This is a genomic window from Amycolatopsis sp. NPDC039088 (assembly GCF_055598845.1).
Genome location: NZ_JBVKAE010000002.1, coordinates 286,076 through 311,245, shown reverse-complemented (window position 1 = coordinate 311,245; position 25,170 = coordinate 286,076). Strand labels below are relative to the sequence as shown.

At 69.2% G+C, this 25,170-nt stretch carries 23 protein-coding genes; 7 read left to right on the top strand and 16 right to left on the bottom strand.

The features are described 5' to 3' along the window. Position 1: 1 nt before the first annotated feature. Positions 2-1,390 carry a glycosyltransferase gene (locus ACZ7KI_RS03850; protein ID WP_470271681.1) on the bottom strand — a complete coding sequence of 463 codons (1,389 nt, stop codon included), beginning with the start codon at positions 1,388-1,390 and terminating at the stop codon, positions 2-4. Then, entirely contained in the window at positions 1,390-1,893 is a 504-nt protein-coding gene (gene xrtP, locus ACZ7KI_RS03845) for an exosortase P (protein ID WP_470271844.1), read from the bottom strand. The genes ACZ7KI_RS03850 and xrtP overlap by 1 nt, the downstream gene beginning before the upstream one ends. A gap of 426 nt (positions 1,894-2,319) precedes the next feature. Between xrtP and ACZ7KI_RS03840 the strand changes: the two genes are divergently transcribed. The 3 genes from ACZ7KI_RS03840 (at position 2,320) to wecB (ending at position 4,553) form a co-directional block, all read left to right on the top strand. Next, on the top strand, positions 2,320-3,096 hold the full coding sequence (locus tag ACZ7KI_RS03840) for a choice-of-anchor P family protein (protein WP_470271680.1): 777 nt from the start codon (positions 2,320-2,322) through the stop codon (positions 3,094-3,096). A gap of 21 nt (positions 3,097-3,117) precedes the next feature. After that, positions 3,118-3,297, top strand: coding sequence for an LPXTG cell wall anchor domain-containing protein (locus ACZ7KI_RS03835; protein WP_470271679.1), 180 nt, complete (start codon positions 3,118-3,120; stop codon positions 3,295-3,297). A gap of 104 nt (positions 3,298-3,401) precedes the next feature. After that, entirely contained in the window at positions 3,402-4,553 is a 1,152-nt protein-coding gene (wecB, locus tag ACZ7KI_RS03830) for a non-hydrolyzing UDP-N-acetylglucosamine 2-epimerase (protein ID WP_470271843.1), read from the top strand. Here wecB and tsaD read toward each other — a convergent pair. The 3 genes from tsaD to tsaB are packed head-to-tail and all read right to left on the bottom strand — an operon-like array spanning position 4,550 to position 6,731. After that, on the bottom strand, positions 4,550-5,596 hold the full coding sequence (gene tsaD, locus ACZ7KI_RS03825; RefSeq protein WP_470271678.1) for a tRNA (adenosine(37)-N6)-threonylcarbamoyltransferase complex transferase subunit TsaD: 1,047 nt from the start codon (positions 5,594-5,596) through the stop codon (positions 4,550-4,552). The two genes, wecB and tsaD, sit on opposite strands and share 4 nt — an antisense overlap. Next, positions 5,596-6,075, bottom strand: coding sequence for a ribosomal protein S18-alanine N-acetyltransferase (rimI, locus tag ACZ7KI_RS03820; protein ID WP_470271677.1), 480 nt, complete (start codon positions 6,073-6,075; stop codon positions 5,596-5,598). The genes tsaD and rimI overlap by 1 nt, the downstream gene beginning before the upstream one ends. Beyond that, positions 6,072-6,731: a tRNA (adenosine(37)-N6)-threonylcarbamoyltransferase complex dimerization subunit type 1 TsaB gene (tsaB, locus tag ACZ7KI_RS03815; protein ID WP_470271676.1), complete on the bottom strand. Its 660-nt coding sequence runs from the start codon at positions 6,729-6,731 to the stop codon at positions 6,072-6,074. The genes rimI and tsaB overlap by 4 nt, the downstream gene beginning before the upstream one ends. Before the next feature lie 264 nt (positions 6,732-6,995). Between tsaB and ACZ7KI_RS03810 the strand changes: the two genes are divergently transcribed. From ACZ7KI_RS03810 to ACZ7KI_RS03800, 3 genes are all read left to right on the top strand, one after another. Continuing rightward, complete coding sequence (locus ACZ7KI_RS03810) at positions 6,996-8,417, top strand: acyl-CoA synthetase (protein WP_470271675.1); 1,422 nt, start codon at positions 6,996-6,998, stop codon at positions 8,415-8,417. Beyond that, positions 8,414-9,745: a carboxyl transferase domain-containing protein gene (locus ACZ7KI_RS03805; RefSeq protein WP_470271674.1), complete on the top strand. Its 1,332-nt coding sequence runs from the start codon at positions 8,414-8,416 to the stop codon at positions 9,743-9,745. The genes ACZ7KI_RS03810 and ACZ7KI_RS03805 overlap by 4 nt, the downstream gene beginning before the upstream one ends. Positions 9,746-10,372: 627 nt before the next feature. Further along, entirely contained in the window at positions 10,373-10,783 is a 411-nt protein-coding gene (locus tag ACZ7KI_RS03800) for a hypothetical protein (RefSeq protein ID WP_470271673.1), read from the top strand. 178 nt (positions 10,784-10,961) lie between these two features. Here the strand turns inward: ACZ7KI_RS03800 and tsaE are convergent, their stop codons facing one another. The 8 genes from tsaE to glmS form a co-directional block, all read right to left on the bottom strand. Next, complete coding sequence (gene tsaE, locus ACZ7KI_RS03795) at positions 10,962-11,426, bottom strand: tRNA (adenosine(37)-N6)-threonylcarbamoyltransferase complex ATPase subunit type 1 TsaE (protein ID WP_470271672.1); 465 nt, start codon at positions 11,424-11,426, stop codon at positions 10,962-10,964. Next, positions 11,426-12,523, bottom strand: a complete 1,098-nt coding sequence (locus ACZ7KI_RS03790; protein WP_470271671.1) for an alpha/beta fold hydrolase — start codon at positions 12,521-12,523, stop codon at positions 11,426-11,428. The genes tsaE and ACZ7KI_RS03790 overlap by 1 nt, the downstream gene beginning before the upstream one ends. Continuing rightward, positions 12,520-13,659 (bottom strand): alanine racemase, encoded by a 1,140-nt coding sequence (gene alr / locus ACZ7KI_RS03785; RefSeq protein ID WP_470271670.1) that lies wholly within the window; start codon positions 13,657-13,659, stop codon positions 12,520-12,522. Before alr ends, ACZ7KI_RS03790 begins: the two co-directional genes overlap by 4 nt. A gap of 29 nt (positions 13,660-13,688) precedes the next feature. Next, entirely contained in the window at positions 13,689-14,780 is a 1,092-nt protein-coding gene (locus ACZ7KI_RS03780; RefSeq protein WP_470271669.1) for an ABC transporter ATP-binding protein, read from the bottom strand. Positions 14,781-14,784: 4 nt separating this feature from the next. Further along, complete coding sequence (gene xylB / locus ACZ7KI_RS03775) at positions 14,785-16,221, bottom strand: xylulokinase (RefSeq protein ID WP_470271668.1); 1,437 nt, start codon at positions 16,219-16,221, stop codon at positions 14,785-14,787. Then, positions 16,211-17,026: a DeoR/GlpR family DNA-binding transcription regulator gene (locus tag ACZ7KI_RS03770; RefSeq protein ID WP_470271667.1), complete on the bottom strand. Its 816-nt coding sequence runs from the start codon at positions 17,024-17,026 to the stop codon at positions 16,211-16,213. Before ACZ7KI_RS03770 ends, xylB begins: the two co-directional genes overlap by 11 nt. Before the next feature lie 235 nt (positions 17,027-17,261). Further along, positions 17,262-18,707, bottom strand: coding sequence for an NAD(P)H-hydrate dehydratase (locus tag ACZ7KI_RS03765; protein ID WP_470271666.1), 1,446 nt, complete (start codon positions 18,705-18,707; stop codon positions 17,262-17,264). 14 nt (positions 18,708-18,721) lie between these two features. After that, positions 18,722-20,590, bottom strand: coding sequence for a glutamine--fructose-6-phosphate transaminase (isomerizing) (glmS, locus tag ACZ7KI_RS03760; protein ID WP_470271665.1), 1,869 nt, complete (start codon positions 20,588-20,590; stop codon positions 18,722-18,724). A gap of 146 nt (positions 20,591-20,736) precedes the next feature. On the opposite strand from glmS, the gene ACZ7KI_RS03755 reads away from it, so the two are divergent. Beyond that, positions 20,737-21,564: a dienelactone hydrolase family protein gene (locus tag ACZ7KI_RS03755; RefSeq protein WP_470271664.1), complete on the top strand. Its 828-nt coding sequence runs from the start codon at positions 20,737-20,739 to the stop codon at positions 21,562-21,564. A gap of 276 nt (positions 21,565-21,840) precedes the next feature. Here ACZ7KI_RS03755 and ACZ7KI_RS03750 read toward each other — a convergent pair whose 3' ends face one another. The 3 genes from ACZ7KI_RS03750 to ACZ7KI_RS03740 are packed head-to-tail and all read right to left on the bottom strand — an operon-like array spanning position 21,841 to position 25,038. Then, positions 21,841-22,389 carry a hypothetical protein gene (locus ACZ7KI_RS03750; protein ID WP_470271663.1) on the bottom strand — a complete coding sequence of 183 codons (549 nt, stop codon included), beginning with the start codon at positions 22,387-22,389 and terminating at the stop codon, positions 21,841-21,843. A 28-nt stretch (positions 22,390-22,417) separates the two neighbouring features. Beyond that, entirely contained in the window at positions 22,418-24,838 is a 2,421-nt protein-coding gene (locus ACZ7KI_RS03745; protein WP_470271661.1) for a hypothetical protein, read from the bottom strand. Beyond that, entirely contained in the window at positions 24,838-25,038 is a 201-nt protein-coding gene (locus ACZ7KI_RS03740; RefSeq protein WP_470271660.1) for a hypothetical protein, read from the bottom strand. The genes ACZ7KI_RS03745 and ACZ7KI_RS03740 overlap by 1 nt, the downstream gene beginning before the upstream one ends. Positions 25,039-25,170: the final 132 nt, after the last annotated feature.

The window sequence follows — 25,170 nt, the reverse complement described above, 5'->3', positions numbered from 1 at the left end:
GTCAGGAGTCGAGTGCGACCTTGACGCCGGGGGCGTGCTCGGTGTTCCGCCGCGTCTTCGCCCAGCCGTTCCGCCCGCGCACCAGGCGGAACAGCGCCCGCCATGACGTGATGTAGAACGTGTAGATGTACAGCGCGTAGGCGAAGCCCATCCCGAGTCCGCGCAGGAGATTGCGGCTCTTCAGGCATTTGAACTGGTAGATCGGGCCCCACACGATGAACGGCAGCAGCCCGAACGAGCCGTAGATCGCGAACAGGATCCACGCGCCGTCGTCGGCGAACCAGGTCCACACCTGCGCCGGATCCCCCGCGGTGCTGAACAGCAGCAGGATGAACGGGATCGGGTACAGCAGCGAGCCGAGCAACTGCATCCACGGCTGCGCGAGGTAGTACATCATCTCCGCCGCGCCCAGCGTGCTCACATGCGGTGAATCCCAGATCCGCCGCAGATACCGCGAACACTGCATCGTGCCCTGGCCCCAACGGGTGCGCTGCACCAGGAATCGGCGCAGGCTGTAGAGCCCTTCCTGCTTCACGTGGGAGTCCGGCGTGTAACCGGTCCGCCAGCCCGCGGTCAGCAGGTGCACGCCGAGTTCGAAGTCCTCCAGCAGCGAACCGCGCCACGGCTGCTCGTCCTCACCGGCGATCGAGTCCAATGCGGACAGTCGCGTGAACTGACCGTTGCCGCCCATGGAGATCGTGCCGGTGAACCCGCGCGAGGTCTGGATCGCCGCGATGGCGGTGCGGAACTCGAGGTCCTGCATCTGGGCCAGCTTCAGCCCGAAGGCACGCGAGAACCAGTTCTTCCCCGGCGGACGGCTGTCGGCGTTGCCCATCCAGACGTCGAGCTGCACCGCGCCGATCGTCTCGTCGCCGAACAGGTGGTCCGCCGCGCACACTTCGAGGCAGTTCTCCGCCGGACGGCCGTCCGCGTCGACGACCACGACGACCACGTCGTCACGGCTCGCGTCCGGGCCCATCCAGTCGTTGAGTGCCTGGTAGGCGGCGTTGAGCGCGTCGCCCTTGCCCGTCCTCGCCTCCGGACGGCGGCGGGGAACGAGGTGCAGGTACGGGTCGAAACCGCCGTTACGCCGCCAGATCGAGCGCACCACCCTGGCCGTGCGGTCCTCGGAATCGTCGTCGACGACCCAGACGTGCGCGTGCCGGAACGTCGAACGCAGGTACCGCACCGTCTCGCGGATGACGGTCTGTTCGTCCCGGCACGGAACGAAGAAGTGCCAGGTGTAGTCGGCGGCGTCGCCGACGGGCGCGGGTTTGCGCCGCAGGTACGGCACGACGATCACGACGACGTAGACGATGAACGCGACGCTCATGGTGAGCGCGAACGCCTGGGTGATCGCGAGCAGGATCTTGATCGAGCCGCCGCCCATCAGGCGGCCCCGCGCTCGGTCCGTGACTTCCGGGTGCTCAGCCAGACGAACAGCACGAGCGCGATCGCGCCACCGATGACGCTGACCATCGAACCGAGCAGGGTATGACCCCAGTAATAACCTTCGTCCACACCGAGCCAGTTCACCAGGCCCACAATCGCCAAAACCCTCAGCTGATTGACAAGAACGACCACTATCGCGGAAATGACCAACGAAGAGAACAGCCTCTTCGCATTTTTCGGACGGAAATACAACATGACGGCCGTCACCAACAAAAGCGGCAGCAACATGAAGACCGAAGAGCATTCCGGCGTCATTCTCAACCCGAGTGGAGTATCGCCGGACAACCCAAAGTAGACAGTCTCGCGTTCACTGGCGACGTAGACACCCGATGTGGTGATAACGCTCAGTATCAGCCCCGACATCTGCACTTCGAACACCCGGTACAGGCGTTCGGCCAGCACCAGGCCGACCGCGACGGCGATCACCGCGACCACCGCCATACGCAGCGGAAACCGGCTTGAACCAGGCAAAGGAGCACTTGCAACGGCCACGGTGACCCTCTCCGGAAAGGCGCAGCAGACGACGGATGCGGCGAAGTGGACGGGGACCTCGCCGACGAGAGTAAGTCAGCGGGAGCCGGTCCTTTCGTCCGGGGTTCTCATTCTTAACGTGATCACGGGCCCTTTCGGCACGATCGTGGAGAAACTGACTAGTCCGAACGAGTGACCTTATCCGTGACCTGCGGCAAATGTCCCCAACGTCACCCGATCAGGTGGTCCTCGGCTCTTTTCTGTGCAATTTCGGAAACACTCGCCGATAGACGATCCGCTAGCCGAATCGGGCCAGCTGAGGATTCGTCCGACGGTCGTGCCCATGCGCCGACCGCAGATGAGAGAAAACCCCCACGAATCAATTCGGAGGACCAGTTGAAGAACACGCACCTCTTGCGACGAGGCGGATTGCTCGCCGCTGTGGTGGCGAGCGTGGCTCTCGCCGGTGCGGCGCCCGCGTCGGCGGCCCCCGGTGACGGCTCCGCGTATGGCGTCAAGGTCGATGTGAAGCTCCTCGGCCTCGACGCGGTGAAGGCCGGGCCGCTCGCCGAAGCGAAGACCTCCGGCCCGACCACCAACAGCCTCGCGAAGGTCAACCTCACCGGTGTGCTCACCGCGGGCGCGATCAACACCGAAGCCAAGCGCGACGACAACTCCGGTGCCGTGACGGCCAAGGCCAGCACCGCCGACGTCGGCTTGCCGCTGCTCAAGGGCGCGCTCGGCGACGTCGGCGTCAAGGTCGTCGAGGCCACCTGCAACGCGACTCAGAAGGGCGTGCAGGGTGCCACCACCCTGGTCGGCGCGAACCTCGGCAGCGCGGGCGCGGTCGACTCCACGCCGGCGCCGAACACCCAGGTCAAGGTCGGTCTCGGCAACGCGAACGTCGCGACGATCATCCTGAACGAACAGATCAAGAACAACGACGGCAGCCTGACCGTCAACGCGATCCACGTGAAGCTGCTCGGCCAGGCACTCAACCCGCTCGGCTCCGGCGACGTGATCATCTCCTCGGCCACCTGCGGTCCGGCCGGCCTGCCCGTGCCGCTCGCTTCGGGTGCCGGACTGTGGATCGGTCTCGGCCTGCTCGGCGCCGTCGCCGTTCCGGTCGGTATCCGCATCGTCCGCGGCCGTCGTTCCGCGACCACCGCCTGACCTGGGTGAGGTGAGGTCGAGATGTACAAGTTGCCTGGCGCCGGAGTCGGCGTCGCCGGCGGCGGAGTGGGTGCCCTCGCCGCCACCGGGGCCGATGTCGGCTGGTGGCTGGCGGTCGGCTTGATCCTGCTGGTTCTCGGGACCATCGCGGTCATCGCCGGCTACCGCCGCACGAAACGGCTCGGCAAGGTGGGGAGCTGACGCTCCCCTGGCAGGACGGCCGCCGGCGTGGGCCCCTCGCACGCCGGCGGCCGTCACCGGGTTTCTCCGGGACACTCGAAACCGTGGATGAGGAGCGCGAACGCGTGGATGTGATGTTGCTGGCCGGGACCCGGCCGGAGGCGGTCAAACTAGCGCCGCTGGCACTGGCGCTGGCGGAGCATCCGCGCCTACGGCCCCTTGTCGTCCACAGTGGACAGCATCAGGGCATGGTCGAGCAGGCGTTGATCCCGTTCGGCCTGCCGGTCGACGCCTGGCTCGACACTCCGCCGCGGGCCACGGGCTCGCAGGCGGAGCTGGTTTCCGGGCTGCTGCCGGCACTCGATCGGTTGCTGCGCCAGGTCACCCCGGCGGCGGTCGTCGTCCAAGGCGACACGACGACCGGCCTGGCGGGCGCGCTCGCCGCGTTCTGGCTGGGCATCCCGGTCGTGCACCTGGAGGCGGGGCTGCGCACGCACGATCTCGCGGCGCCGTTCCCCGAAGAGGGCACCCGGCAGATGATCTCGCGTATCGCCGCCCTGCATCTCGCGCCGACGCCGGGTGCCGCGGCCGCGCTGCGGACGGAAGGTGTTCCGCGGCAACGGATCGCGGTCACCGGCAACACCGTCGTCGACGCCGTCATCGCGATCGCCGAACGTGATCTCCCGGCCAGGGACACCGCGCTCGCGTTGCTGGAGATGGAAATCGCCGAGGCGAACGAACGCCTCGTCCTCGTCACGTCGCACCGGCGCGAGTCCTGGGGCGAGCCGCTGAGCCGCACGCTCGCGGCCATCGAACTGATCGTCGCGGAGCACAGCGACGTCCAGGTGCTGTTCCCGGTGCATCCCAATCCGGCCGTGCGGGAGCAGGTTTTGACCGCGCTCGGCGGGACGCCTCGGGTGACGATCACCGAGCCGCTCGAGTATCCCGATCTGGTGCGCGCACTACGGCTCGCCGAGCTGGTCCTGACCGATTCCGGTGGTATCCAAGAGGAAGCGCCGACGTTCGGCACGCCCGTCCTCGTGCTCCGCGACGTCACCGAGCGGCGCGAAGCCATCGAGGCGGGCTGCGCCTGGCTGGTCGGGACGGACACCGGGCTCATCGCCGACACCGCGGCCAAGATCCTGCGCGGCGATCTCCATCCGACGCACGCCGGAAACCCTTACGGTGACGGCAATGCCGCCGCGTTGACGGTGGCAGCGCTGGAAGAGTTGCTCGACCTCGCGCCCGTGCCGCGCACCGCCGCCGAATCGCGTTAAATCGACACGATCTGGACCGGAAGCGCCGGGTTCGCGGAGAAGTCGAGGGTGGACCGCGGCCGTCCGGCGGCGACCACATGCGCCCCGAGCGCGGCGATCATCGCGCCGTTGTCCGTGCACAGCCGCGGCCGCGGGACCCGCAGGTGGATCCCGGCCTCGGCGCAGCGCTCGGCGGCGAGTTCGGAAAGACGCGAATTCGCCGCCACGCCACCGGAAATCACCAGCGTGTCCACGCCGTGTTCCTTGGCCGCGCGGATCGCCTTTATGGTGAGAACGTCGGCGACGGCCTCCTGGAACGAAGCCGCGACGTCATCGACGGGGATCTCCTCGCCGCGGCGCTCGGCGGCTTCCACCCAACGTGCGACAGCGGTTTTCAAGCCGGAGAACGAGAAATCGAACTTGGCGTCACGCGGTCCGGTCATCCCGCGGGGGAACGCGATGGCCGCGCCGTCGCCGTTCTTGGCGGCTTTGTCGATGGGCGGGCCACCCGGGTAGGGCAGGCCGAGGACGCGGGCGACCTTGTCATAGGCCTCACCAGCGGCGTCGTCCACAGTGGACCCGAGTTCGGTGATTTTTTCCGCGATGTCGTCCACCAGCAGCAATTGCGTGTGCCCGCCGGAGACGAGCAGAGCGAGGCAGCGTTCGGGCAACGGCCCGTGCTGGAGGGTGTCGACCGCGATGTGCCCGGCCAGATGGTTGACGCCGTAGAGCGGGATGTCGAGCGCGGCGGCGTACGCCTTGGCCGCGGCGACACCCACCAGGAGCGCGCCGGCGAGACCGGGGCCGGCGGTGACCGCGATCGCGTCCACATCGGACAGTTTCAGCCTGGCCGTGGCGAAGGCGCGTTCGACGGTCGGGACCATCGCTTCCAGATGCGCGCGGCTGGCGACCTCGGGGACGACGCCGCCGAAGCGGGCGTGCTGGTCGACGCTGGAGGCGACCTCGTCGGCGAGGAGTTCGACCGTGTTGTCGTCGTGCAGGCGAACGAGCCCGACACCGGTCTCGTCGCACGAACTTTCGATGCCCATGATGATGCGTGGCATCAGCCAGCCACCTCGTCTCGGACCTGGGCCCGCGGGCGGGCCATCGTGTAGGCGTCGGCGCCGGAGGGCTGGTAATAGCGCTTCCGGAGGCCGACGCGTTCGAAACCGTGCCGCTCGTAGAGCGCGATCGCGGCGTCGTTGTCCGTACGGACTTCGAGGAACACCGGCGCGACGAGTTCGTCCGCGCGGTCGAGGAGCGCCTTCAGCAGCGCGGTGCCGATCCCGTTGCGCTGCCAGGCCGGGTCGACGCCGATCGTGTGGATGCTCGTCTCGTAGTCGCCGCGGCGACCGACGATGGCTAGCCCGGCGTAACCGATGACCTCGTCGCTTTCGTCCGGACGAGCGACGAGGTAGTGGCCGCCCGCGTCGAGTTCCGCGTGGAAGGCGTAGGCGCTCCACGGCGAATCCCCGGGAAAGAGGATCTTCTCTATCTCGACACAGCGGCGGATATCCTTGCGGTGTAAGGGTTCCAGCCTCACGGCGTGGTCACCTTCTTGCGCGCGGCCGGCTCGACGGCGTCCGGGCGGCGGAGGTAGAGAGGGGTGAGCGGGGCGGGCTCGCTTCCGAAGTCCTTGCGAGCGGCCTTGACCAGTCCGAGGGGTGACGGGAAGCGCGGCTCGATCGGCTGGACGCCGAGGGCGTCCGCGTAGAGAAGGGCGCCGTCGCCCGCCGCGACCTTGACGGTGGTTTCGAGCTCGGCCGGGCGCTGGACGTGCGGGCCGTCGGTGCGGGACCCGTCGGCGGCGTACGCGGCCCAGTAGACCTCGCGGCGCCTCGCGTCGGTGAGGACGAGGAAGGGCGCTTCGCCGGGGACGACTTCGGCGGCGATCGCGTCGAGACTGCAGACCGGGTGGGCCGGGATGCCGAGGGCGTGGGCGAGCGAGGCGGCGGTGGCCATACCGGCGCGGAGGCCGGTGAAGGGGCCGGGGCCGACGCCGCAGACGATGGCGTCGAGGTCGCGAAGTGTGACCCCCGCGGCCTTGACCGCTTCGAGTGCGTGAGGCGTGATCAGCTCGCCGTGCGCGCGGGGGTCGACCGTGACGCGGTCGCCGCGGGATTCGAGCACGTCGCCGTCCAGGGCGACGAGGCCCGCGGTGACCGCCGGGGTCGAGGTGTCGATGGCCAATACCAGCACGGTTACCAAGCCTACGACCAGGACCCCGAGTCGCGTTTAGCGGGCTAAACGCGCTCCGGTGCCGCGCCGCTTCCCCCGCCGCCGGATCGCGATTAGGGGGCGAAAGTCGCTCCCTGGGTCCTGGCACCAGAGCGACATTCGCCCCCTAATCGCGATCTGGGGCGGGGTGTGAAGCGGGTCGCAGGGGTGGGGGCGGGCAGCGCGGTACGGTCCAGCGAGGGGTCCACGCGCCCTGGCCGGTGGAGTCGAGCAGGAGGTCACACGGTGCCCGATCGGTTGTTCCCCACGCTGGCGAACGGTGGCGACAAGGAGGCCCTCCGCTTCGGCGGCACCTCCCTGACCTACGCCGACCTCGCCGCCGTCGCCGGCACGCTCGCCCGTGACCTGCCGAACGGCCGCGTCGCCGTTTGGGCCACACCCACCGTGCACACCAGCGTCGCCGTGATCGCCGCCCTGCTCGCCGGCGTCCCCGCCATCCCGCTCAACCCGAAGATCGGCGAGCGCGAACTCGCGCACATCCTCGCCGACAGCGAACCCGACCTCGTGCTCGCCGAGCCGGACGCCGACCTGCCCGCCGGTCTCGACGGCCTGCCACGACGCGACATCACCCTCGAAGGCACGGCCGTCGATTTCCCCGCGGAACCGGATGCCGAAGCCCCGGCGCTGATCGTCTACACCTCCGGCACGACCGGCCCGCCCAAGGGCGTCGTCCTCCCCCGCCGCGCGATCACGACCACCCTCGACGCGCTCGAAGACGCCTGGGAATGGACAGCCGACGACGTCCTGGTGCACGGTCTCCCGCTGTTCCACGTGCACGGCCTGATCCTCGGCATCCTCGGACCGCTCAGGCGCGGCGGCTCGGTCCGGCATCTCGGCCGGTTCTCCACGGAAGGCGCCGCACGCGAACTCGCGACCGGGGCGACGATGATGTTCGGCGTCCCGACCATGTACCACCGCATCGCCGCCGAGGTCGGTGACAACCCGACGCTCGCCGAGGCGCTGAGCGGCGCCCGGCTGCTCGTCTCCGGGTCGGCCGCGCTGCCGGTCCACGACCACCAGCGCATCACCGCGGCGACCGGCCAGCGCGTGATCGAGCGCTACGGGATGACCGAGACCTTGATGAACACCAGCGTCCGCGCCGACGGCGAGCGTGTCCCCGGCACCGTCGGCGTTCCGCTGAGCGGCGTCGACCTGCGTCTCGTGGACGAAGCCGGAAAGCCTGTCGAGGAGATCGAGACCGTCGGAGAGATCCAGGTCCGCGGGCCGAATCTGTTCACCGAGTACCTCAATCGCCCCGACGCGACCGAAGCCGCCTTCGACGACGGCTGGTTCCGGACCGGCGACATGGCGACCCGCGACGCGGCCGGATACGTGAAGATCGTCGGCCGGAAGGCGACGGATCTGATCAAGAGCGGCGGTTACAAGATCGGCGCGGGTGAGATCGAGAACGCGCTCATGGAGCATCCCGGCGTGGCGGAGGTCGCGGTCACCGGCGAGCCCGACGAGGACCTCGGCGAGCGCATCGTGGCCTGGGTGGTGCCCGACGGGGAACGCCCGACGGAGTCGGAGCTCGCAGACCACGTCTCACGCCTGTTGTCGCCGCATAAACGGCCTCGGGTGGTCCGCTACCTGGAGGCGTTGCCGCGCAACGACATGGGCAAGGTCATGAAGCGGGCCCTCGGGTGAGCAGGCCTTCCGCGCGGTCCGTCGTCAAGGAGATCGCGACCGGTTTCGAGGAGCTGGACGTACCGCGTTCCGGCGAACCGGACGACGGGCCGATCGGCTGGCCGGGCTACCGGGCAGCGCGTGAGGCCGCCGCGGCCCGGTCAGGTGAGGACGAATCGGTCCTCTGCGGAACCGCCAGGATCGGCGACGTCGAGGCGGTCGTGATCGCCTTCGAGTTCGGGTTTCTCGGCGGATCGATCGGTCAGCGGACCGGTGATCGCGTGGAGGCGGCGTTCGCGCGGGCGGTGGAGTCGCGGCTGCCGGTGGTGTCGCTGATCGCGACCGGCGGCAGCCGCATGCAGCAAGGGATGCGCGCGCTTTCGCAATTGCAGCGCATCGCGTGGGCGGCGGCCGGTGCCCGATCGGTGCCGCAGATCTCGGTGCTGCGCGATCCGACCACGGGCGGTGGCTGGGCGACGCTAGGGGCGAGCGCCGACGTCATCCTCGCCTTGCCCGAGGCCCAGGTCGGTTTCGCCGGGTCCCGGGTGCGCCCCGCCGACGCGCCCGCGGAGGCTTATACGGCCGAAGCGAAGCTCGCGTGGGGCCAAGTCGATCAGATCGTGCCGCCTGCCGACCTCCCCGCCGTGCTGGAACGCTGGTTGCGGTTGCTGACTTCGCCGACGCCGGAGGCTGCTGAGCCGCCCGGCGCGCTGGGGTCGCTGGAGTTGCCCGACACCGGGTGGCACGCCGTTCAGGCGGCGCGCTCCGCTGATCGACCGAGGGCGGCTGAGTACCTCGATGCGTACTTCGATTGGCGCGAGGAGGTCTCGGGCGACAGGTGCGGAGGAGTCGACGGCGGCGTCCTCTGCGGCTTCGGCAGGCGAGACGACCGGACGATCGCGTACGCGGCACAGTGCGGAACGCCGACGCTGCCCGCGGGCTTCCGGACGGCGGCACGTCTAGTGCGGCTCGCGTCGAGGCTCGACATCCCGGTGCTCACTCTCGTCGACACCCCTGGCGCGGCGAACGACGCGGCGGCCGAGCGGGACGGCGCCGGGTCCGCGATCGCGGAGTTGTTCGAGGCTGTCGCGAGCGCGGCCGTGCCGATCACGACGCTGGTGATCGGGGAAGGCGGTTCCGGTGGGGCGCTCGCGTTCGCGGCGCCGGGGTCGACCTGGGTGACACCCGACGCGTACTTCTCGGTCACCGCGCCGGAGGCGGCCGCGGCGATCCTCAAGCTGCCCGCCGACGAAGTCCCCGCCCTCGCGGACCGACTGCGGCTACGCCCCCAAGACCTGGTCGACCTGGGAATCGCGCGCTCCGTCGTCGGCAGCCCAGATCGCGTTTAGCCCGCTAAACGCGATCTGGGCTGCCGCAGCGCTCCCGTTGCTTAGCATGCCTACGCGTCGCGATTAGGGGCTAAAGTCGACTTGCCGCAGGTGGAGCAGGTGAAGGTGATTGAAAAATCATCGATACCTTCCGTGTTGTCGTGGCCCGTGACCATTCGGCGCGGAATGGGAAACGGCAAACGGTCGAAGATCGGCGCTGAGCGGGCACGATGGATCGATCACGGCCATCTGCATGTGCGAATGTCGCGGCCGAATGTCCGCTACCGAACAATTATCTCCGCGCTAATAACGACGTATCACTCGATAGCGTGAACGCGAACCACTCTGAGTAGACTCAGCTCTCGCCATTTGCGCAATGAGCTGCTGCCTCACGTCCGCAACTACTCTTTCGAGTTATAGAGGCACAATCCGATGACCCGGGGTGAATTACGCCGACCGCTCACCGCAGGATTCAGCAACCTTTCACTTACCGCCCCGTAGGTTCGGAAAGTTCGTCCACAATGGCTTGTGTTGCGGCTCGGCAACGACCGAAGCACCGCACATAAGGAAGCGGCTCCCCATGCCGGGGGAGCCGCTTGAAGTTCAACAACTCCATCAACCCGGAAAAGTTCTATGGAGGCGTCAAACATGCCCAGCGTAGCGCCGTGTTCCGGCGGTATGCCAGAGGAGCCACCCCAGCCGAGGGCGATGATCCCGGATACGAACCAGGATCACCACGGCGAGTGTCACCCGGCAGAAGTCAGTCTCGACGAATTACTCGATTTGGCAGGCGAACCGGCCGGCATGGTCACCGACCCCGCCTGCCGCCGCGTCCAGTTGCGTACCCCGACCCACTGGCCCGATTTCTGGCGAAGCACGTTCTTCGGCAGCCGGGAAAACACCAGACGCGTCCTGCTCTACTGGTTCGCCCTGATCACCGCACTCCTCGCACTGGCCGCCGTCGCGACACCGGCCGCGCAAACCGGTGTGATCGGCCTGTGCGGACTGTGGTGGCTTCACCATCGGCGCGGCCGAAGCGGCCCGGCCCCGGCCGTCTAGGCGCGGCCTGACCAGACAGGGTGCGCATGCCGCTGTCCGAACCAGCGGCATGCGCACCCCGAGCCCCGCTTGGGGCAGGAAGGGGACGCTCCGCCGGGTCGGCCCTGATGCGGCATCCGGGTGAGATCGCCTTTAGCGGGCTAAACGCGCTCCGGCCCGCCCACCGCGCAGATCGCGTTTAGCCCGCTAAACGCAAGTCGGGGGTGCGGGACTCCCAGGTGCCGTGCGGTTCCAAGGTGACCACCCGGACATCGTCGTCGCGACGCTCCAGGCGTACGACGAGGTAGTCGTCGGAAAGCCGCTCCGCGGCACCCTCGCCCCACTCGACGACCAGCGCGGACCGCTCCAGTTCGGTGTCGAGGTCCAGATCGTCGAGCTGCGAGAGGTCGCCGCCGAGCCGGTACGCGTCGACGTGCACCAAAGCGACCCCGGCTTCGCCCGCCGGATGCACCCGGGCCAGCACGAACGTCGGCGAGCTGACCCGTCCGCCGACGCCGAGCCCGTCCGCGATCCCGCGGGTCAGCGTCGTCTTGCCCGCACCGAGCGGCCCGGCGAGCAGGACCAGATCGCCCGCGCGCAGGGAACGCCCGAGCGCACGCCCGAAGTCCATGGTCGCCTCGGGAGTCGGGAATGCGAAGTTCATCAGCGTTGCCACCACCACGTTCGCCGGTCGGAAGTTTCACCATCGGTGCCCGTGCACCGTTGCAGGAGGTCGATCAGGTGGCTGTTCACCAGTTCGGGTTGTTCCAGCTGCACCATGTGCCCCGCGCCGCGCACGCGCACCAGCTCCGCGTCCGGCAGCTCCGCCGCGATGCGCTCGGCGTGCGCGATCGGCGTGAACCGGTCGGAATCCCCGCCGATGACCAGCACATGCGCGTGCTTCAACCCGGCGAGCGCGGCATACCGATTATGGCTGCCCAGCGTGTCGACGAAGTTCACGAGCCCGCGCACCGGCGTCACTTCGAGCATTTCCAGCATGAAGTCGACCAGGCGCGGCGACACATCCCGGCTGCCGAAAGCCAGCCTCCGGACGGCCTGCCTGGTCAGCTGCCCGCCCGCCGCCCGCACGAACTCGACCAGCCCCGGCTGCCAGCCCGCCAGCCCGCCGACACCGCGGGTGAGCGGGTTGTACTTCGAAAGCAGCGACCTCGGCAGCCCACGCGCGCCGACCTCGCCCGCGGCCGTCGCGATGAACGCGACGCCGCACACCCGGTCGTCGAACAGCTCAGGGTGTTCCGAGGCGAGCTCCATGATCACCATGCCGCCCATCGAGTGCCCCATGAGCACGATGGGTCCCTCCGGCGCCACCGAGCGCACGACCATGTCGAGGTCGCGCGCCAGCTGTTCGATGGTGCTGGTTTCGGCGTTCGCGGCGCCGGAAAGCCCGTGCCCGCGGTGGTCGTAGTAAACCTGCCGTACCCGCGGCAACTTCAGCGACGCGAGGTCTCGCCGCTGGAAGTGCCAGCAACGCTTCGACAACGCGAACCCGTGCACGCCGACGACGGTCAGCTCCGGTTCGCCCCCATCGACCGGATCGATCTCCTCGACCGCGAGCGGCGTGCCGTCCTCCGCCGCCACGGTCGAGGTCCGATCCGGTTCAAGATCCCCCAACGGCTCGTCCACGAATGGATCCTCACTCTGCCGCCGCTGCTGTGCGGCGACGGCGATCGCGGCGGCGGTGCCGGTGGCCACCGCCCCGACCCCGCCGACGATGGCCAGCAGTCGTCGTGAAGGTGTCACGAGCCTGCCTCCAGATACGTCCGGTGAATGCGCGGGCGATACATCGAAGTCACGATCTCGTAGTCGATCGTCCCCAGCTTGTCCGCCCATTCCCGGGCGGTCGGCTCGCCAAACGTGCCTTGGCCGAACAGGATCACTTCGCTGCCGACTGCGGGCTCGTCGTCTCCGCAATCGACGATCAGCTGGTCCATGCAGACGCGTCCGACCACCTGACGGCGACGTCCGCCGAGCCAGACGTCCATCCGGCCGGACAGCGACCGCGGCACACCGTCGGCGTAACCGACCGGGACCAGGGCGAGGGTGGTGTCACGCTCGGCGGTCCAGGTGTGGCCGTAGGAGACGGATTCGCCGGACGCGATCCGCTTTGTGAGGACGACCGACGATTTGAAGGTCATCGCCGGGCGCAGATCCTCGGCGGTGGGCACCGGGTTCAGCCCGTAGATCGCGATCCCGGGGCGCACGAGGTCGAAGTAGAGATCCGGCCTGGTCAGGATGGCGGCGGAGTTCGCGAGGTGACGCATCGGGTGCAGACCGGCCGCGCGGGCGATGTCGTAGGCCTCGTCGAACCGTTTGGCCTGCGCGTCGATGGAGGGATGGCCCGGCTCGTCGGCACAGGCGAGGTGCGACCAGATCGCGACGACCTCGATGAGCGGCTTCGCGGCGGCCGCCGCCTTCACCAGCGCCTGCCATTCCGCAGGTGGGCAGCCGTTTCGGGAGAGCCCGGTGTCGATCTTGAGATGCACCCTCGAGGTCGCGATTAGGGGGCTAAAGTCGCGCGCCCGGCGCGCGCCATCGGCCACGCGAGCGAGTTCGTCGAGGGAGCTGACAGCGACGTCGATGTCTTCGGCGACAGCGGCCGCGAAGTCGGCTTCGGGAGTGTCGAGCCAGCTGAAGAGCCGGACCCCGATCCCCGCGCGGCGCAGCGCGATCGCTTCGTCGAGGGAGCAGGTGCCCAGCCAGGTCGCCCCGCCCTCGACGGCGGCACGCCCGACCTCGAGCGCACCATGCCCGTAGCCGTCGGCCTTGACCACGGCCATCGTCTGGGCACCAGGGGCGCGGGAAGCGAGCAGGGCGACATTGTGCCGGATGGCGGAGAGGTCGATCACGACTTCGGCACGCGGGAAACTGGCGGTCATAACGACCACCAGTTTCCCACGAACCGGGCTCAGGACAGGCGCGCCCCGTCAGTGGCGGAGAACACGTGCAGCTCGTCGGGACGGATCCGCAGGTGCAGGGTGTCGCCCATGACCGGCGGCTTGCGCGGGTCGACCCGGGTGACGACGTTCGACTTCGTGCCTTCGGCGTCGGTCTCGGCGAGCTTGCCGTAGACGTACGCGTCCGAGCCGAGCTCCTCGACGAGGTCGACCTTGACGGGCACGGTGCCGTCCTCGTTGGTGGTCACTTCGAGGGACTCGGGCCGGAAGCCGAGAGTGACCGTGTCACCGTCGGCCTTGGCGAGGATCTCGCGGGACAGCGGCACCCGCGCACCGCCGAGCTCGGCACCGTCCGCGGTGAGCTTCGCGGTGACGAGGTTCATCGCGGGCGAGCCGATGAAACCGGCGACGAAAGCGTTCGCGGGCCGGTCGTACAGCGCGCGCGGGGTGTCGCACTGCTGGAGGAGACCGTCCGAGAGGACGGCGACCCGGTCACCCATCGTCATGGCCTCGACCTGGTCGTGCGTGACGTACACGGTGGTGACGCCGAGGCGGCGCTGCAGCGCGGCGATCTGCGTACGCGTCGAAACACGCAGCTTGGCGTCGAGGTTCGACAGCGGCTCGTCCATCAGGAAGACCTGCGGCTCACGCACGATGGCGCGGCCCATCGCGACACGCTGGCGCTGGCCACCGGAGAGCGCCTTCGGCTTGCGGTCGAGGTAGTCCTCGATGTCCAGCAACTTGGCCGCGTCAAGCACCTTCTGCTTGATCTCCGAAGCCGGACGGCCGGCGATCTTCAGCGCGAAGCCCATGTTCTGGCCGACGGTCATATGCGGGTACAGCGCGTAGTTCTGGAACACCATCGCGATGTCGCGGGCACGCGGCGGCAGCTGCGTGACGTCGCGGTCGCCGATCCAGACGGCGCCTTCGTCGATGTCCTCGAGGCCAGCGAGCATCCGCAGGCTGGTGGACTTGCCGCAGCCGGAAGGCCCGACCAGCACGAGGAATTCGCCGTCGGCGATCTCGAGTTCGAGTGCGTCCACGGCGGGCCGCTCGGAACCGGCGTAGCGCCGGGTCGCCTTGTCGTAGGTGATCGTGGCCATCGGTTCAGTCCTCTTTCGGTTTCGCGGAAATGCCGTGCCCGAGTTCGCGGGCCTCGAGATGCCGTTGCTGGATCAGGTGTCCCTCGGCGCGGTCCGCCTCGGTCGGCTCGGCCAGCTCGAGCCGGGTCTTGCCGTGGTCTTCCTGCCAGCGGGGAGGTTCCGCGCCGGAAGCGAGGGCCCAGGCCGCCTGCCGCGCGGCACCGACCGCGACGTACTCGGCGACCTCGGGGATGACGACGGGTACGCCGAAGACGATCGGCGCGACCGCGCGGACGGCGGCCGACTGCGCGCCGCCACCGATCAGGAGTACGCGGCGGACCTCGAGCCCCTGTTCGCGCAGGGCGTCGAGGCCGGCGGCGAGGCCGCACAACATGCCTTCGACGGCGGCGCGGGCGAGGTTCTCCGGCGTCATGTTCGAGCGGGTGAGGCCGAAGAGCGTGCCCTTGGCGTCCGGAAGGTTCGGCGTCCGTTCACCGTCGAGGTACGGCAGGAAGGTGAGACCGCCGGAGCCGGGAGCGGCGGCGAGCGCCAGCTTGTCGAATTCCGCGAGTTCGACGCCGAGCATCGCGGCCGTGGCGGTGAGCACGCGGGCGGCGTTGAGGGTGCAGGCGAGCGGGAGGAACCGGCCGGTGGCGTCGGCGAATCCGGCGACGATGCCACTGGGGTCGGCGCTCGCGGTTTCGGAGACACCGAAGACGGTGCCGCTGGTGCCCAGCGAGACGACGACGTCGCCGGGGACGAGTTCGAGCCCCAGCGCGGCGGCCATGTTGTCGCCGGTCCCGGCCGAGACCAGGATCCCGTCCGGCGTGTGGCCCGCGGCCTGCGCGGGGCCGATGACCTTGGGCAGCTCCGGGGTCCGGCCACCGAAGGCGTGCGCGAGGAGGTCTTGGCGGTAAGTGCCGGTGGCGGGCGAGAAGTACCCGGTGCCGGAGGCGTCGCCGCGGTCGGTGCTCGGCTCGGCGCCGTCGCCGAGCAGCCGCCAGGTCAGCCAATCGTGTGGCAGCAGCACGCGGGCGACGCGATCGGCCAGCTCGGGCTCGTTCTCCGCCATCCAGCGCAGTTTCGTGACGGTGAAGCTGGCGACCGGAACCGAGCCGACGGACTTCGCCCAGTTCTCCGCGCCGAGTTCGCTTCCGAGGTCTTCGGCCGCCTTCGCGGACCGGGTGTCGTTCCACAGCAAGGCCGGGCGGACGACCTCACCGGCTTCGTCGAGGGTCACCATGCCGTGCTGCTGACCGCCGATACCGATCGCGCCGACGCCGTCGAGCAGGCCGCCCGTGGCCTCGCGCAACGCGTCCCACCACGCCGAGGGGGCGATTTCAGTGCCGTCCGGGTGCGAAGCGCGGCCAGTTCGGACGATTTCGCCGGTGGCCGCGTCGCAGACGACGACCTTCGTCGACTGGGTCGACGAGTCGATTCCGGCGACCAGCTCAGATTTCATATTCCGGCCCCTCTGGGTCGCACTCGACCTGCTCGATGGCCGTACCCGCGTTCAGCGCGGCCTCGATCTCCTCGGTCGGTGTCAGGTCGTCGGTGATCAGGAGGTCGTAGTCGCCGATGTCGCCGTGCGCGAACGTGGCGGTGCGGCCGAACTTGGAGTTGTCGACGACCAGGATGTTGCGGCTGGCGGTACGCAGCGCGGCCTTCTTGAGCGCGGCGTAGTCCTGGACGGGGTGGAACAGGCGGCCGACCGCGACCGCGGCGACCGAGACGAACGCGATGTCGGCGTGGGTGCGCTCGAGGAACGCGAGGACGTCCGGCCCGGCGCACGAATCGAACTCGTGGTGATAGCGGCCGCCGGCGAGAACGACCTCGACACTCTTCGCCTGGCCGAGGATGCGGGCGGCTTCGAGCGAGTTGGTGATGACGGTCAGGTCTTCGATCGCGCCGAGGCGGCGGACGAGCGGGAAGAGCGTTGTCGAGTCGTCGACGAAGACTGTCTGGCCGGAATGGACGTGAGCCGCGGCGGCCTCGCCCAGCGCGTCCTTCGCGGCCTGGTTGAAGGTGTCGCGGAAGCGGGCGGCCGACTCCATGGTCGTCGCCGGGTAGGCCTCGACCTTGCCACGCAGTTTGCGGAGGAGGCGGCGCTCGGCGAGGTCGTCGAGGTCACGGTGCATCGTCATCAGGCTGACACCGAACCGCGTGGTGAGGTCGTCGATGCGGACCTCGCCGGCGGCGATGACGTGATCGAGGATCTCCTGGCGCCGGTGCTCGACTGCGGCGTCCGATGGCCTGGTCTTAGACATGGGCGACACCGTTCACGACCCGGACCATCGCGGTCCCGGCGGGGTGGGTGTCGGCGCTCACACCTGCTTCTTACCAGATTATTCGCCCGGAGTTAACACGTAACTCGATAACTCTCGCATTTCCCCTCGTCTCCCCCCTTCGGCCCGCCCGGTCGACTTTCGCCCCCTAATCGTGCTCTGCGGGCGGGTGCCGTCAGAGCACGATTAGGGGGCGAAAGTCGACCTGCGGCCCTGGTCAGAGGGTGTGCGACCGGATGGACCGGATGGCATCGGGGACGGCGCCAAGGATGCCGGAAGCCGAGGTGGGAGCGCCGCCGGCGGCCATCGATCCGGCGAGCGAGTGGACGTGGGCGGCGGCTCCGGCGGCGAGCAACGGATCGAGTCCGGCGGCGAGCAACGCGCCGACCAAACCGGAGAGGATGTCCCCGGAACCGGCCGTCGCGAGCCACGACCCCCGCGGTGTGTTCACCAGCGCGCGCCCGTCCGGCGCCGCGACCACCGTGCAGTGCCCCTTCAGGAGCACGACGGCGTCGTACTTCCGCGCGGCCGACCGCGCCGCCGCCACCCGGTCCGCTCCCGGCGGCGAACCCATCAGCCGCTCGAACTCCCCCGCGTGCGGCGTCAGCACCAAAGGTGTGTCCGGATCGCGCGCGTCGAGCACATCGGGGGAGTGCGCGATGATCGTCGTCGCGTCAGCGTCCGCGCACACCGGCACACCCCGACCGAGCACAAACCGCAGCACGTCGCGCCCCTCGTGACCGGTGCCGATACCCGGCCCGACGACCCACGCCTGTACCCGGCCGGCGTCCGTCACCGAGCCCGTCGCGATCACCTCGGGCCATCGCCCGCGGACCACATCCGCGGCGTGTCCGGCGTAGCGCACCAGCCCCGACGTCGCCCGCACGGCGGCACCGGCCGCGAGCACGGCCGCGCCCGGGTACGTCGCGGATCCCGCGGCCACCCCGACCACGCCTTGGCTGTACTTGTCGTCGCCCGGCCCGGGGACCGGCCACGCCGCGGCGACGTCGGCCGTGTCGAGCCGTTCCAGGTCGGGATCGCCGAGTTCCGGTCGCAGCCCGATGTCCACTAGGGCGACCTCGCCGCATGACGCGGGTGCGAGGGCGTGCACGGGTTTGAGCGCGCCGAAGGTGACCGTACGGTCGGCGACGACGGCGGGACCGTCGACAGCGCCGGTGTCCGGATCCACCCCGCTCGGCAGATCGACGGCCAGCACCGGCGAACTCACGTGCTCCAGCAGCGCGGCGGCGTCCGCCCGCAAAGGCCCTCGCGCCGAGATACCGACGATCCCGTCGATGACGAGGTCCGCCCGGCCGATCCACTGTGGACCGTCCTCAACGGACACGATCTTGCCGCCGGATCGCTTCAAAGCGGCCAAACCCTGAGCATGAGCGCGTTCGGGCTTCAGTAAGATCGCCGAGACGGCCACGTTGCGACGGCGCAGGAACGCACCGGCCCACAAGGCGTCACCACCGTTGTTGCCCGAACCGACCAGCAGGGTCACCCGCCGCCCGGACACCGAACCCGTGTGCTCGGCGAGCATCTCGGCGGCATGCACCGACAGGCCGAAGGCCGCGCGTCGCATGAGCTCGCCGTCGGCAGTGACGGCGAGCAACCGATCCTCCGCCGCGCGAATCCGTTCCGTGGTCCAGATTCCCTGCACGACGCCTCCGGTCCTTACTCGACGGTGACCGACTTCGCCAGGTTACGCGGCTTGTCGACGTCGTACCCGCGCGTGCGGGCGATCTCGGCGGCCAGCACCTGCAGCGGCACCGTCGAAACCAGCGGCTGCAACAGCGTCGGCACGGCCGGGATCTCGATCAGCTCGTCGGCGAACGGGCGGACGGTCTCGTCGCCCTCCTCCGCGATCACGATCGTGCGAGCGCCGCGCGCCTGGATCTCACTGATGTTCGACACCAGCTTCGAGTGCAGCACCGCGCGTCCCTTCGGCGACGGCATCACCACGACGACGGGCAGGCCTTCTTCGATCAGCGCGATCGGGCCGTGCTTGAGCTCACCGGCGGCGAAACCCTCGGCGTGCATGTACGCCAGTTCCTTGAGCTTCAGCGCGCCTTCGAGGGCGACCGGGAAACCGACGTGGCGGCCGAGGAACAACACGGCCTTCGAGTCGGCGATCCGGCGGCCGAGGTCACGGACCTGGTCCACAGTGGACAGGACCTTCTGCACCGCGGCGGGCATGGATTCGAGCTCGGCGAACTCACGGGCGACCTCGTCCGGGTACTTGGTGCCGCGTGCCTGGGCCAGCGCCAAGCCGACCAGGTAGTTGGCCGCGATCTGCGCGAGGAACGCCTTGGTCGAGGCAACACCGATCTCCGGACCGGCGTGCGTGTAAAGGACGGCGTCGGACTCACGGGGAATCTGGGCGCCATTGGTGTTGCAGACGGCCAGGACGCGGGCCTTCTGCTCGCGCGCGTGGCGGACGGCCTCGAGGGTGTCCGCGGTCTCGCCCGACTGCGAGACGGCGACGACCAGGGTCGCGCGGTCCAGCACGGGGTCGCGGTAGCGGAACTCGCTGGCCAGCTCGACCTCGACGGGGAGACGGCACCAGTGCTCGATGGCGTATTTGGCGACCAGGCCGGAGTGGTACGCGGAACCACAGGCGACGACGAAGACCTTGTCGACGTCACGCAGGTCCTGGTCGGAGATGCGCTGCTCGTCGAGGATGATCCGGCCGCCGTCGAAGTGGCCGCGCAGCGTGTTCGCCAGCGCCTCCGGCTGCTCCTCGATCTCCTTGAGCATGAAGTACTCGTGGCCGCCCTTTTCCGCGGCCGAGAGGTCCCAGTCGACGGTGAACGGCTTGGCCTGGGCGGCGTCGCCGTGGAAGTCGGTGACCTCGTAACCCTCGCGGGTGATCACGACGAGCTGGTCCTGGCCGAGCTCGACCGCCTCGCGGGTGTGCTCGATGAACGCGGCGACGTCGGAGGCGACGAAGTGCTCGCCCTCGCCGACGCCGACGACGAGCGGCGAGGAGCGGCGCGCGGCGACGATGGTGTCCGGCTGGTCGGCGATGGTCACGACCAGGGTGAACGCACCTTCGAGACGACGGCAGACCGCGGCGACGCTGGCCGGGAAGTCGCCCTTCGTGTCGCCCTCGGTGTAGGCGCGGGAGATCAGGTGCGCGGCGGTCTCGGAGTCGGTGTCGCTCGCCATCTCGACGCCGTCGGCCTCGAGTTCGGCGCGCAGGGCGGCGAAGTTCTCGATGATGCCGTTGTGCACGACGGCGACCTGCTGGGAGGCGTCGCGGTGCGGGTGCGAGTTGCGGTCGACCGGGGCGCCGTGGGTGGCCCAGCGGGTGTGGCCCATCCCGGCGGTGCCGGTGAAGGCGTCCCTGCCGACTGTGTCGAGCTGGGTCTCCAGGTTGGCCAGGCGGCCTGCCTTGCGCTCGACGTTCAGCGCACCGGAGCCGTCGAGGACGGCGACGCCTGCCGAGTCATAGCCGCGGTACTCCATCCGCCGAAGGCCGCCGATGACGACGTCCAGGGCCGGGCGATGTCCGACGTATCCCACGATTCCCCACCCGCCCACCCACCGAACGGGGAACTTCCCCCCCCCTCCCCTGTCCCCCCCCCCCCCCCCTTCCGCGGGCCAACCCCGCCGTGTCCCCCCCGCGAAAGGCGAACGCCGGGGCGGCGCGCGGGCTGGACGGGGGTACGGGCAGTAAGGTCACGAACATGGCCAGCAAGCCCAAGCAGCTGCTCGCGGAGCTGTCCCACCCAGGTCCGCACGAGGTTCTGCGCGGCAACCTCGCCCTGGTCGGGCTCCCCGGTGTCGTGTTCACGCCCCGCTCGGGGCTCGGTCTGCCCGCGATCGCGTTCGGGCACGGCTGGCTGCAGCCAACCGGGAGCTATCGGCACCTGCTCCGGCACCTCGCGAGCTGGGGCATCGTCGCGGCGGCCCCGGCCACCCAGCGCGGACCGCTGCCGTCGCACCGACTGCTGGCAGGCGACCTCCTCACCACGCTCGACCTGATCACGACGGTCCGCCTCGGACCGGACGGCATCAGTGTCGACCCGGCGAAGCTCGGCCTCGCGGGGCACTCGACCGGCGGCGGTTCGGCCGTCCTCGCGGCTGCGCAGGCAGCCGACGAAGGCTCTGATCGGCCACGGATCCAGGCTGTCGCGACCATCACTCCCGCACAGACACTGCCGCCGGCGACGGTGTCCGCCCGGTCGGTGACCGTGCCCGGTCTGCATCTCGCGGCGGGCAAGGATCTGGTCGCGCCGCCGGTCGGGCACGCGGAGGCCATCGCGGACGCGTGGGGCGGGCCGGTGCAGCTGCGGACGCTCGGGAAGTCGTCGCATCTCGGCGTCACGGAGGGCAGGCACTGGAGCCAGCTCCTGCTGCACGGGAAGCCGCACCGCGGGACCCAGCAGCTGACGAGGGCGCTGTTCACGGCGTTCTTCCTCACGCACCTGACGGGGACGACGAAGTACCAGCCGCTGCTGGACGCCGACGTCAAACGCGCCCCCATCGAGCTCCAGGACGAACCCGCCGCCTGACCCGACCTGCGTTTAGCGGGCTAATCGCGATCCGGCCCCCTGGTTACTTAGCACCCCTACGCGTCGCGGTTAGCCCGCGAAAGTCGACCTGGGCCGGAGCGAGAGGCCGGGCCGCCAGATCGCGATTAGGCGGCGAAAGTCGACCTGGGCCCCGCAGGGTGCACCGCCCGGCGGATCGCGATTAGGCGGCGAAAGTCGACCCCGGGCCGGGCAGGCGAAGTGGGCAAAGAGAAGGGCCCGGCTCTGGTGAGCCGGGCCCGAAGTGCGTGAAGCGGGTCAGTCGACCATCCACGAGTTGTTCGAGAAGTCGTCGTCGTCGAAACCCTTGTCGTCGCGGGCGTGACGACCTCGGCGACGCGTCGGCGCGGCAGGTTCCTCAGGCGCCGCGCCACCCGGCGCGGGCGCGGGCGTGGGCACCGCGGGCGGGACGTCCACCGTCGCCGGCATTCCGGGCACCCCCGGCGCGACCGGAAGCGGCGGCGGCGGAGCGACCGGCCGCGAAGCGTCGAGGCCAGGTCGAGCACCGAACTCGGCGAACCGGGCGTCCGGTTTCTCGTCGTCCTCGATGTCGAAGCCCATCGTGTGGCTGCGGTCGGCGGTCGTCTTGCCGGTCAGCCAGCCGCCCGCCTCCTTGCTCCGCTTCCCCAGTTCCTGCATGTGGGCGGCGTACTTGTCGTGGACGGCCGCGTCCTTCTGCATGGTCTCCATCGCCTGAGCCTTGGCGTCGGCGAGGTGCCGCTCTCGCAGCCCCCGCTGTTCCAACTGCTCCGTGATGGCGGCGTCCTGCCTGGACATGGCGGCCGCCAGCCGGTCAACAGCGCTCATCGGTCCTCCCTCGTTCCCCGGCTACCGATCATCGCTCGTAGCTGATCGAACGGTCGCCGCCCTCGTCGTCGAGCGACCCGCTGATCCGGCCACCCGCGCCACTGGTCTCGAAGATGCCACCCTCGACGCGGTACTGGCTCGACCCGCGTTGCGTGTCACCCCCGCCACCACCGGCCGCGCCGCCCATGGCACCCATTCCGCCCATCATGCCGCCCATTCCGGCACCCCCGGACGCCCCGCCGGCACCGGCACCCGCAGGTGCCGGGTCCATACCGCCGGGCGCCATCCCGAGTCCGCCGTCGGTCCCGGCGGGCTGCGCACCGCCACCGGACTGCATGCCTGGCTCCAGTGAACCGGCCTCGTTCAGCGATCCCGCCGAACCACCCTCGCCGATACCGCCAAGCGCGCCTTCGAAGCTGCCGCCGCCGCTGGCCGTCGGCACGGTGCCTTCTCCACCGGCGCCCGACACGGCGCCACCGGAGGCCTCGGCCCCCGCGGACACCGTGGCGGTCCCTTCGCCACCACCGGCTCCACCACCGACACCGGCACCGACCTCGACGCCACCCGGAGCGCTGAAGCCTCCGCCGCCCGCCATACCGGCATCGGCCGGTGCGGGCATCGTGCGCACGTCGTCCATCCGGCCCGGCTGCGGGTTGCCGGGATTCCGGTCGTCGAGACCGTTCTTGAGGTCGTCGGTCGGGACGACGTCGCCGGGCTTGAGTTCCTTCTTCTCACCCTTTTCGTCGAGGGTGTAAGTCGTCGGCTCGCCCTTGCCGTCGTCGACGGTCACCACGGTCGGGCCGTTCGGGCCCTGCGGCTGCTCGGCGGTGATCTTGAGGTTGCCGTCCTGGATGTGGATCTTGCCGTCCGGACCGGGCCGGTAGACGCCGTCGGCGCCGGGCTCGCCTTCCTTGACCGCGCCCTGCGGGCCGAACTCGCCGTCTTTCTTGCCGTCCTTGCCCTCTTCGCCGGGCTTGCCGTCTTCGCCCTTCGGGTCGTCGAAGTCGAGCTTGTAGTCCTTCTCGTGGCCCTTGCCGTCGTCGACCTTGATGTCCATCTTGCCGTCTTTATCCGGCTCGGTCATCTCGATCTTGTTGTCGCCCTTCTGGACGGTCATGGTGTCCTGACCGTCGAGGCCGTCCTTGATCGCTTCGCCCGTCGCCGGGTCGATCGGGTACGGCTTGCCGGTTTCGGGATCCAGCTCGAGCGGCTTCCCGGTGACCGGGTTCATGCCGTCAGCGGGCTTGTCCTCCGGCTTGGGCGCCTCGGGAACCGTCGCCGCCGGCGGTGTGCCGCCACCTCCGCCGGGCGGGGTGCCACCCCCGCCGCCGGGCGGCGTTCCGCTGCCACTTCCGTTCCCATTCCCATTCCCATTGCCGTTTCCGTTGCCATTCCCCTTGCCGTCGTCGGCGGGCGGCTTCTCGGCTCCGGGCGCGGGGAACGGATTCGTGTAGTCCTCCATGAACCGCGAAAGCTCGTGATATTGCGCGTTGATCGTGTCGGTCGCGTTCTTGCAAAGCTTCTTGAAGTTCTCGTACCGCTCGCCGAACTCAGTGGCGAACGAGCCCTTCAGCCACTGTTTCGCGGCTCCGATCGCGTATTCCTTGTTCCCGTCGTTCAGATCGCAATCGTCGTGACGCAGCCGTTCGGCGAGATTGTTGCCAGGACACGCGGCGTCGAGCCAGTACGCGACGTCCATAAGCTTTTCTTTGGAATCGACCTTGCCGTTCGCGATCTCGACGACCTGCTTCGCGATGTACAGCGGCGCCGTGGCGACCTTGTCGACGCGGAGCTTCAGCGTTTCATCGACCTTCAGCTTGAGCGCGCTGTAGATCTTGTCGACGGTCGACGGCACCAGTTTGATGACGCCGTCCATCTGCGCGATGAGTTCTTGCGCGTCAGGCTGGATCCGCTGCTCGTATTTGACCTTCGCTGCCGTCGCACCCTCCCCCTTCCAATCATGGAAGAGCGTGGTCAGCGCCGTTGTCGCGTCGGTCCTGGTCTGCTCGACGGCTTTTTTGGCATCGCCGAGATCCTCGACCTCGTCGAACATTTTCTGGAAATTGATCTCGCGGTTCTCGTGGAATCGGTCCCAGATGTCGGTCTTGTAGTTGATGTCGGACGGCTTGTCCGGCATCTTGTTCCAGACCTGGTCGGACCATTCGGAAAAGAAGTCCAGCGCCGGGTTTCCGAGGTCGAGCACCTGGTCGGATTTGGTCGTGGAACCACCCGCGGCCGGGCGGGCCAAGGAGTCGAGGTCCTTGTCCGCCTTTTCGGCGGCGGCCTTCTGCTTCTTGTCCCCGGCCGCGTTCGCGTCACGCTCGGCGACGGCCTTCTTGTACGCTTCTTCCCGATTGACGAACGGGTTCAGCAAAGCGTCCTTGGTGCCCTGCGTGATGTAGGGGTCGTTCAGGATTTCCTTGATCTGAGCGGGCGTCGGTTTACTCATTACTGGGCCCCCGCCTTGTTGGCAGCCGCGGCGTTCGCCTGGTCGGATGAGGTGTAGCGGGTCGACGCGGTACTGACGCCACCGGCGAGCTGCGTGAGCTGACCCGCATAGCCCTTCATCGCGTCGGAAATGGCGAGGATCCCGGTGGCGTAGCCCTTCTGGTAGTCCTTGTGCACCCGGCCGAAGTCCGCGGGTTGCACCTGAGTCGGCCCTACCTTCCCCGCCTCGGACGTCGTGTTCTCAGCTGCACGCTCCAACGACGTCGACGCCGTGAGCATCGCCTCTGAATCGGCTTTGTAGCCCCCGTCCGGCATGACCGGTGCCCCCTTCGT

Excerpts from the sequence above, each read along its gene's own strand:
- ACZ7KI_RS03835 (WP_470271679.1), top strand. The coding sequence starts at position 3,118 with ATGTACAAGTTGCCTGGCGCCGGAGTCGGCGTCGCCGGCGGCGGAGTG.
- ACZ7KI_RS03745 (WP_470271661.1), bottom strand. The coding sequence starts at position 24,838 with ATGAGTAAACCGACGCCCGCTCAGATCAAGGAAATCCTGAACGACCCC.
- tsaD (WP_470271678.1), bottom strand. The coding sequence starts at position 5,596 with ATGCCACGCATCATCATGGGCATCGAAAGTTCGTGCGACGAGACCGGT.
- ACZ7KI_RS03770 (WP_470271667.1), bottom strand. The coding sequence starts at position 17,026 with ATGTCTAAGACCAGGCCATCGGACGCCGCAGTCGAGCACCGGCGCCAG.
- tsaE (WP_470271672.1), bottom strand. The coding sequence starts at position 11,426 with ATGAACTTCGCATTCCCGACTCCCGAGGCGACCATGGACTTCGGGCGT.
- xylB (WP_470271668.1), bottom strand. The coding sequence starts at position 16,221 with ATGAAATCTGAGCTGGTCGCCGGAATCGACTCGTCGACCCAGTCGACG.
- alr (WP_470271670.1), bottom strand. The coding sequence starts at position 13,659 with ATGACCGCCAGTTTCCCGCGTGCCGAAGTCGTGATCGACCTCTCCGCC.
- ACZ7KI_RS03850 (WP_470271681.1), bottom strand. The coding sequence starts at position 1,390 with ATGGGCGGCGGCTCGATCAAGATCCTGCTCGCGATCACCCAGGCGTTC.
- ACZ7KI_RS03780 (WP_470271669.1), bottom strand. The coding sequence starts at position 14,780 with ATGGCCACGATCACCTACGACAAGGCGACCCGGCGCTACGCCGGTTCC.
- ACZ7KI_RS03800 (WP_470271673.1), top strand. The coding sequence starts at position 10,373 with ATGCCCAGCGTAGCGCCGTGTTCCGGCGGTATGCCAGAGGAGCCACCC.
- ACZ7KI_RS03755 (WP_470271664.1), top strand. The coding sequence starts at position 20,737 with ATGGCCAGCAAGCCCAAGCAGCTGCTCGCGGAGCTGTCCCACCCAGGT.
- xrtP (WP_470271844.1), bottom strand. The coding sequence starts at position 1,893 with ATGGCGGTGGTCGCGGTGATCGCCGTCGCGGTCGGCCTGGTGCTGGCC.
- ACZ7KI_RS03750 (WP_470271663.1), bottom strand. The coding sequence starts at position 22,389 with ATGAGCGCTGTTGACCGGCTGGCGGCCGCCATGTCCAGGCAGGACGCC.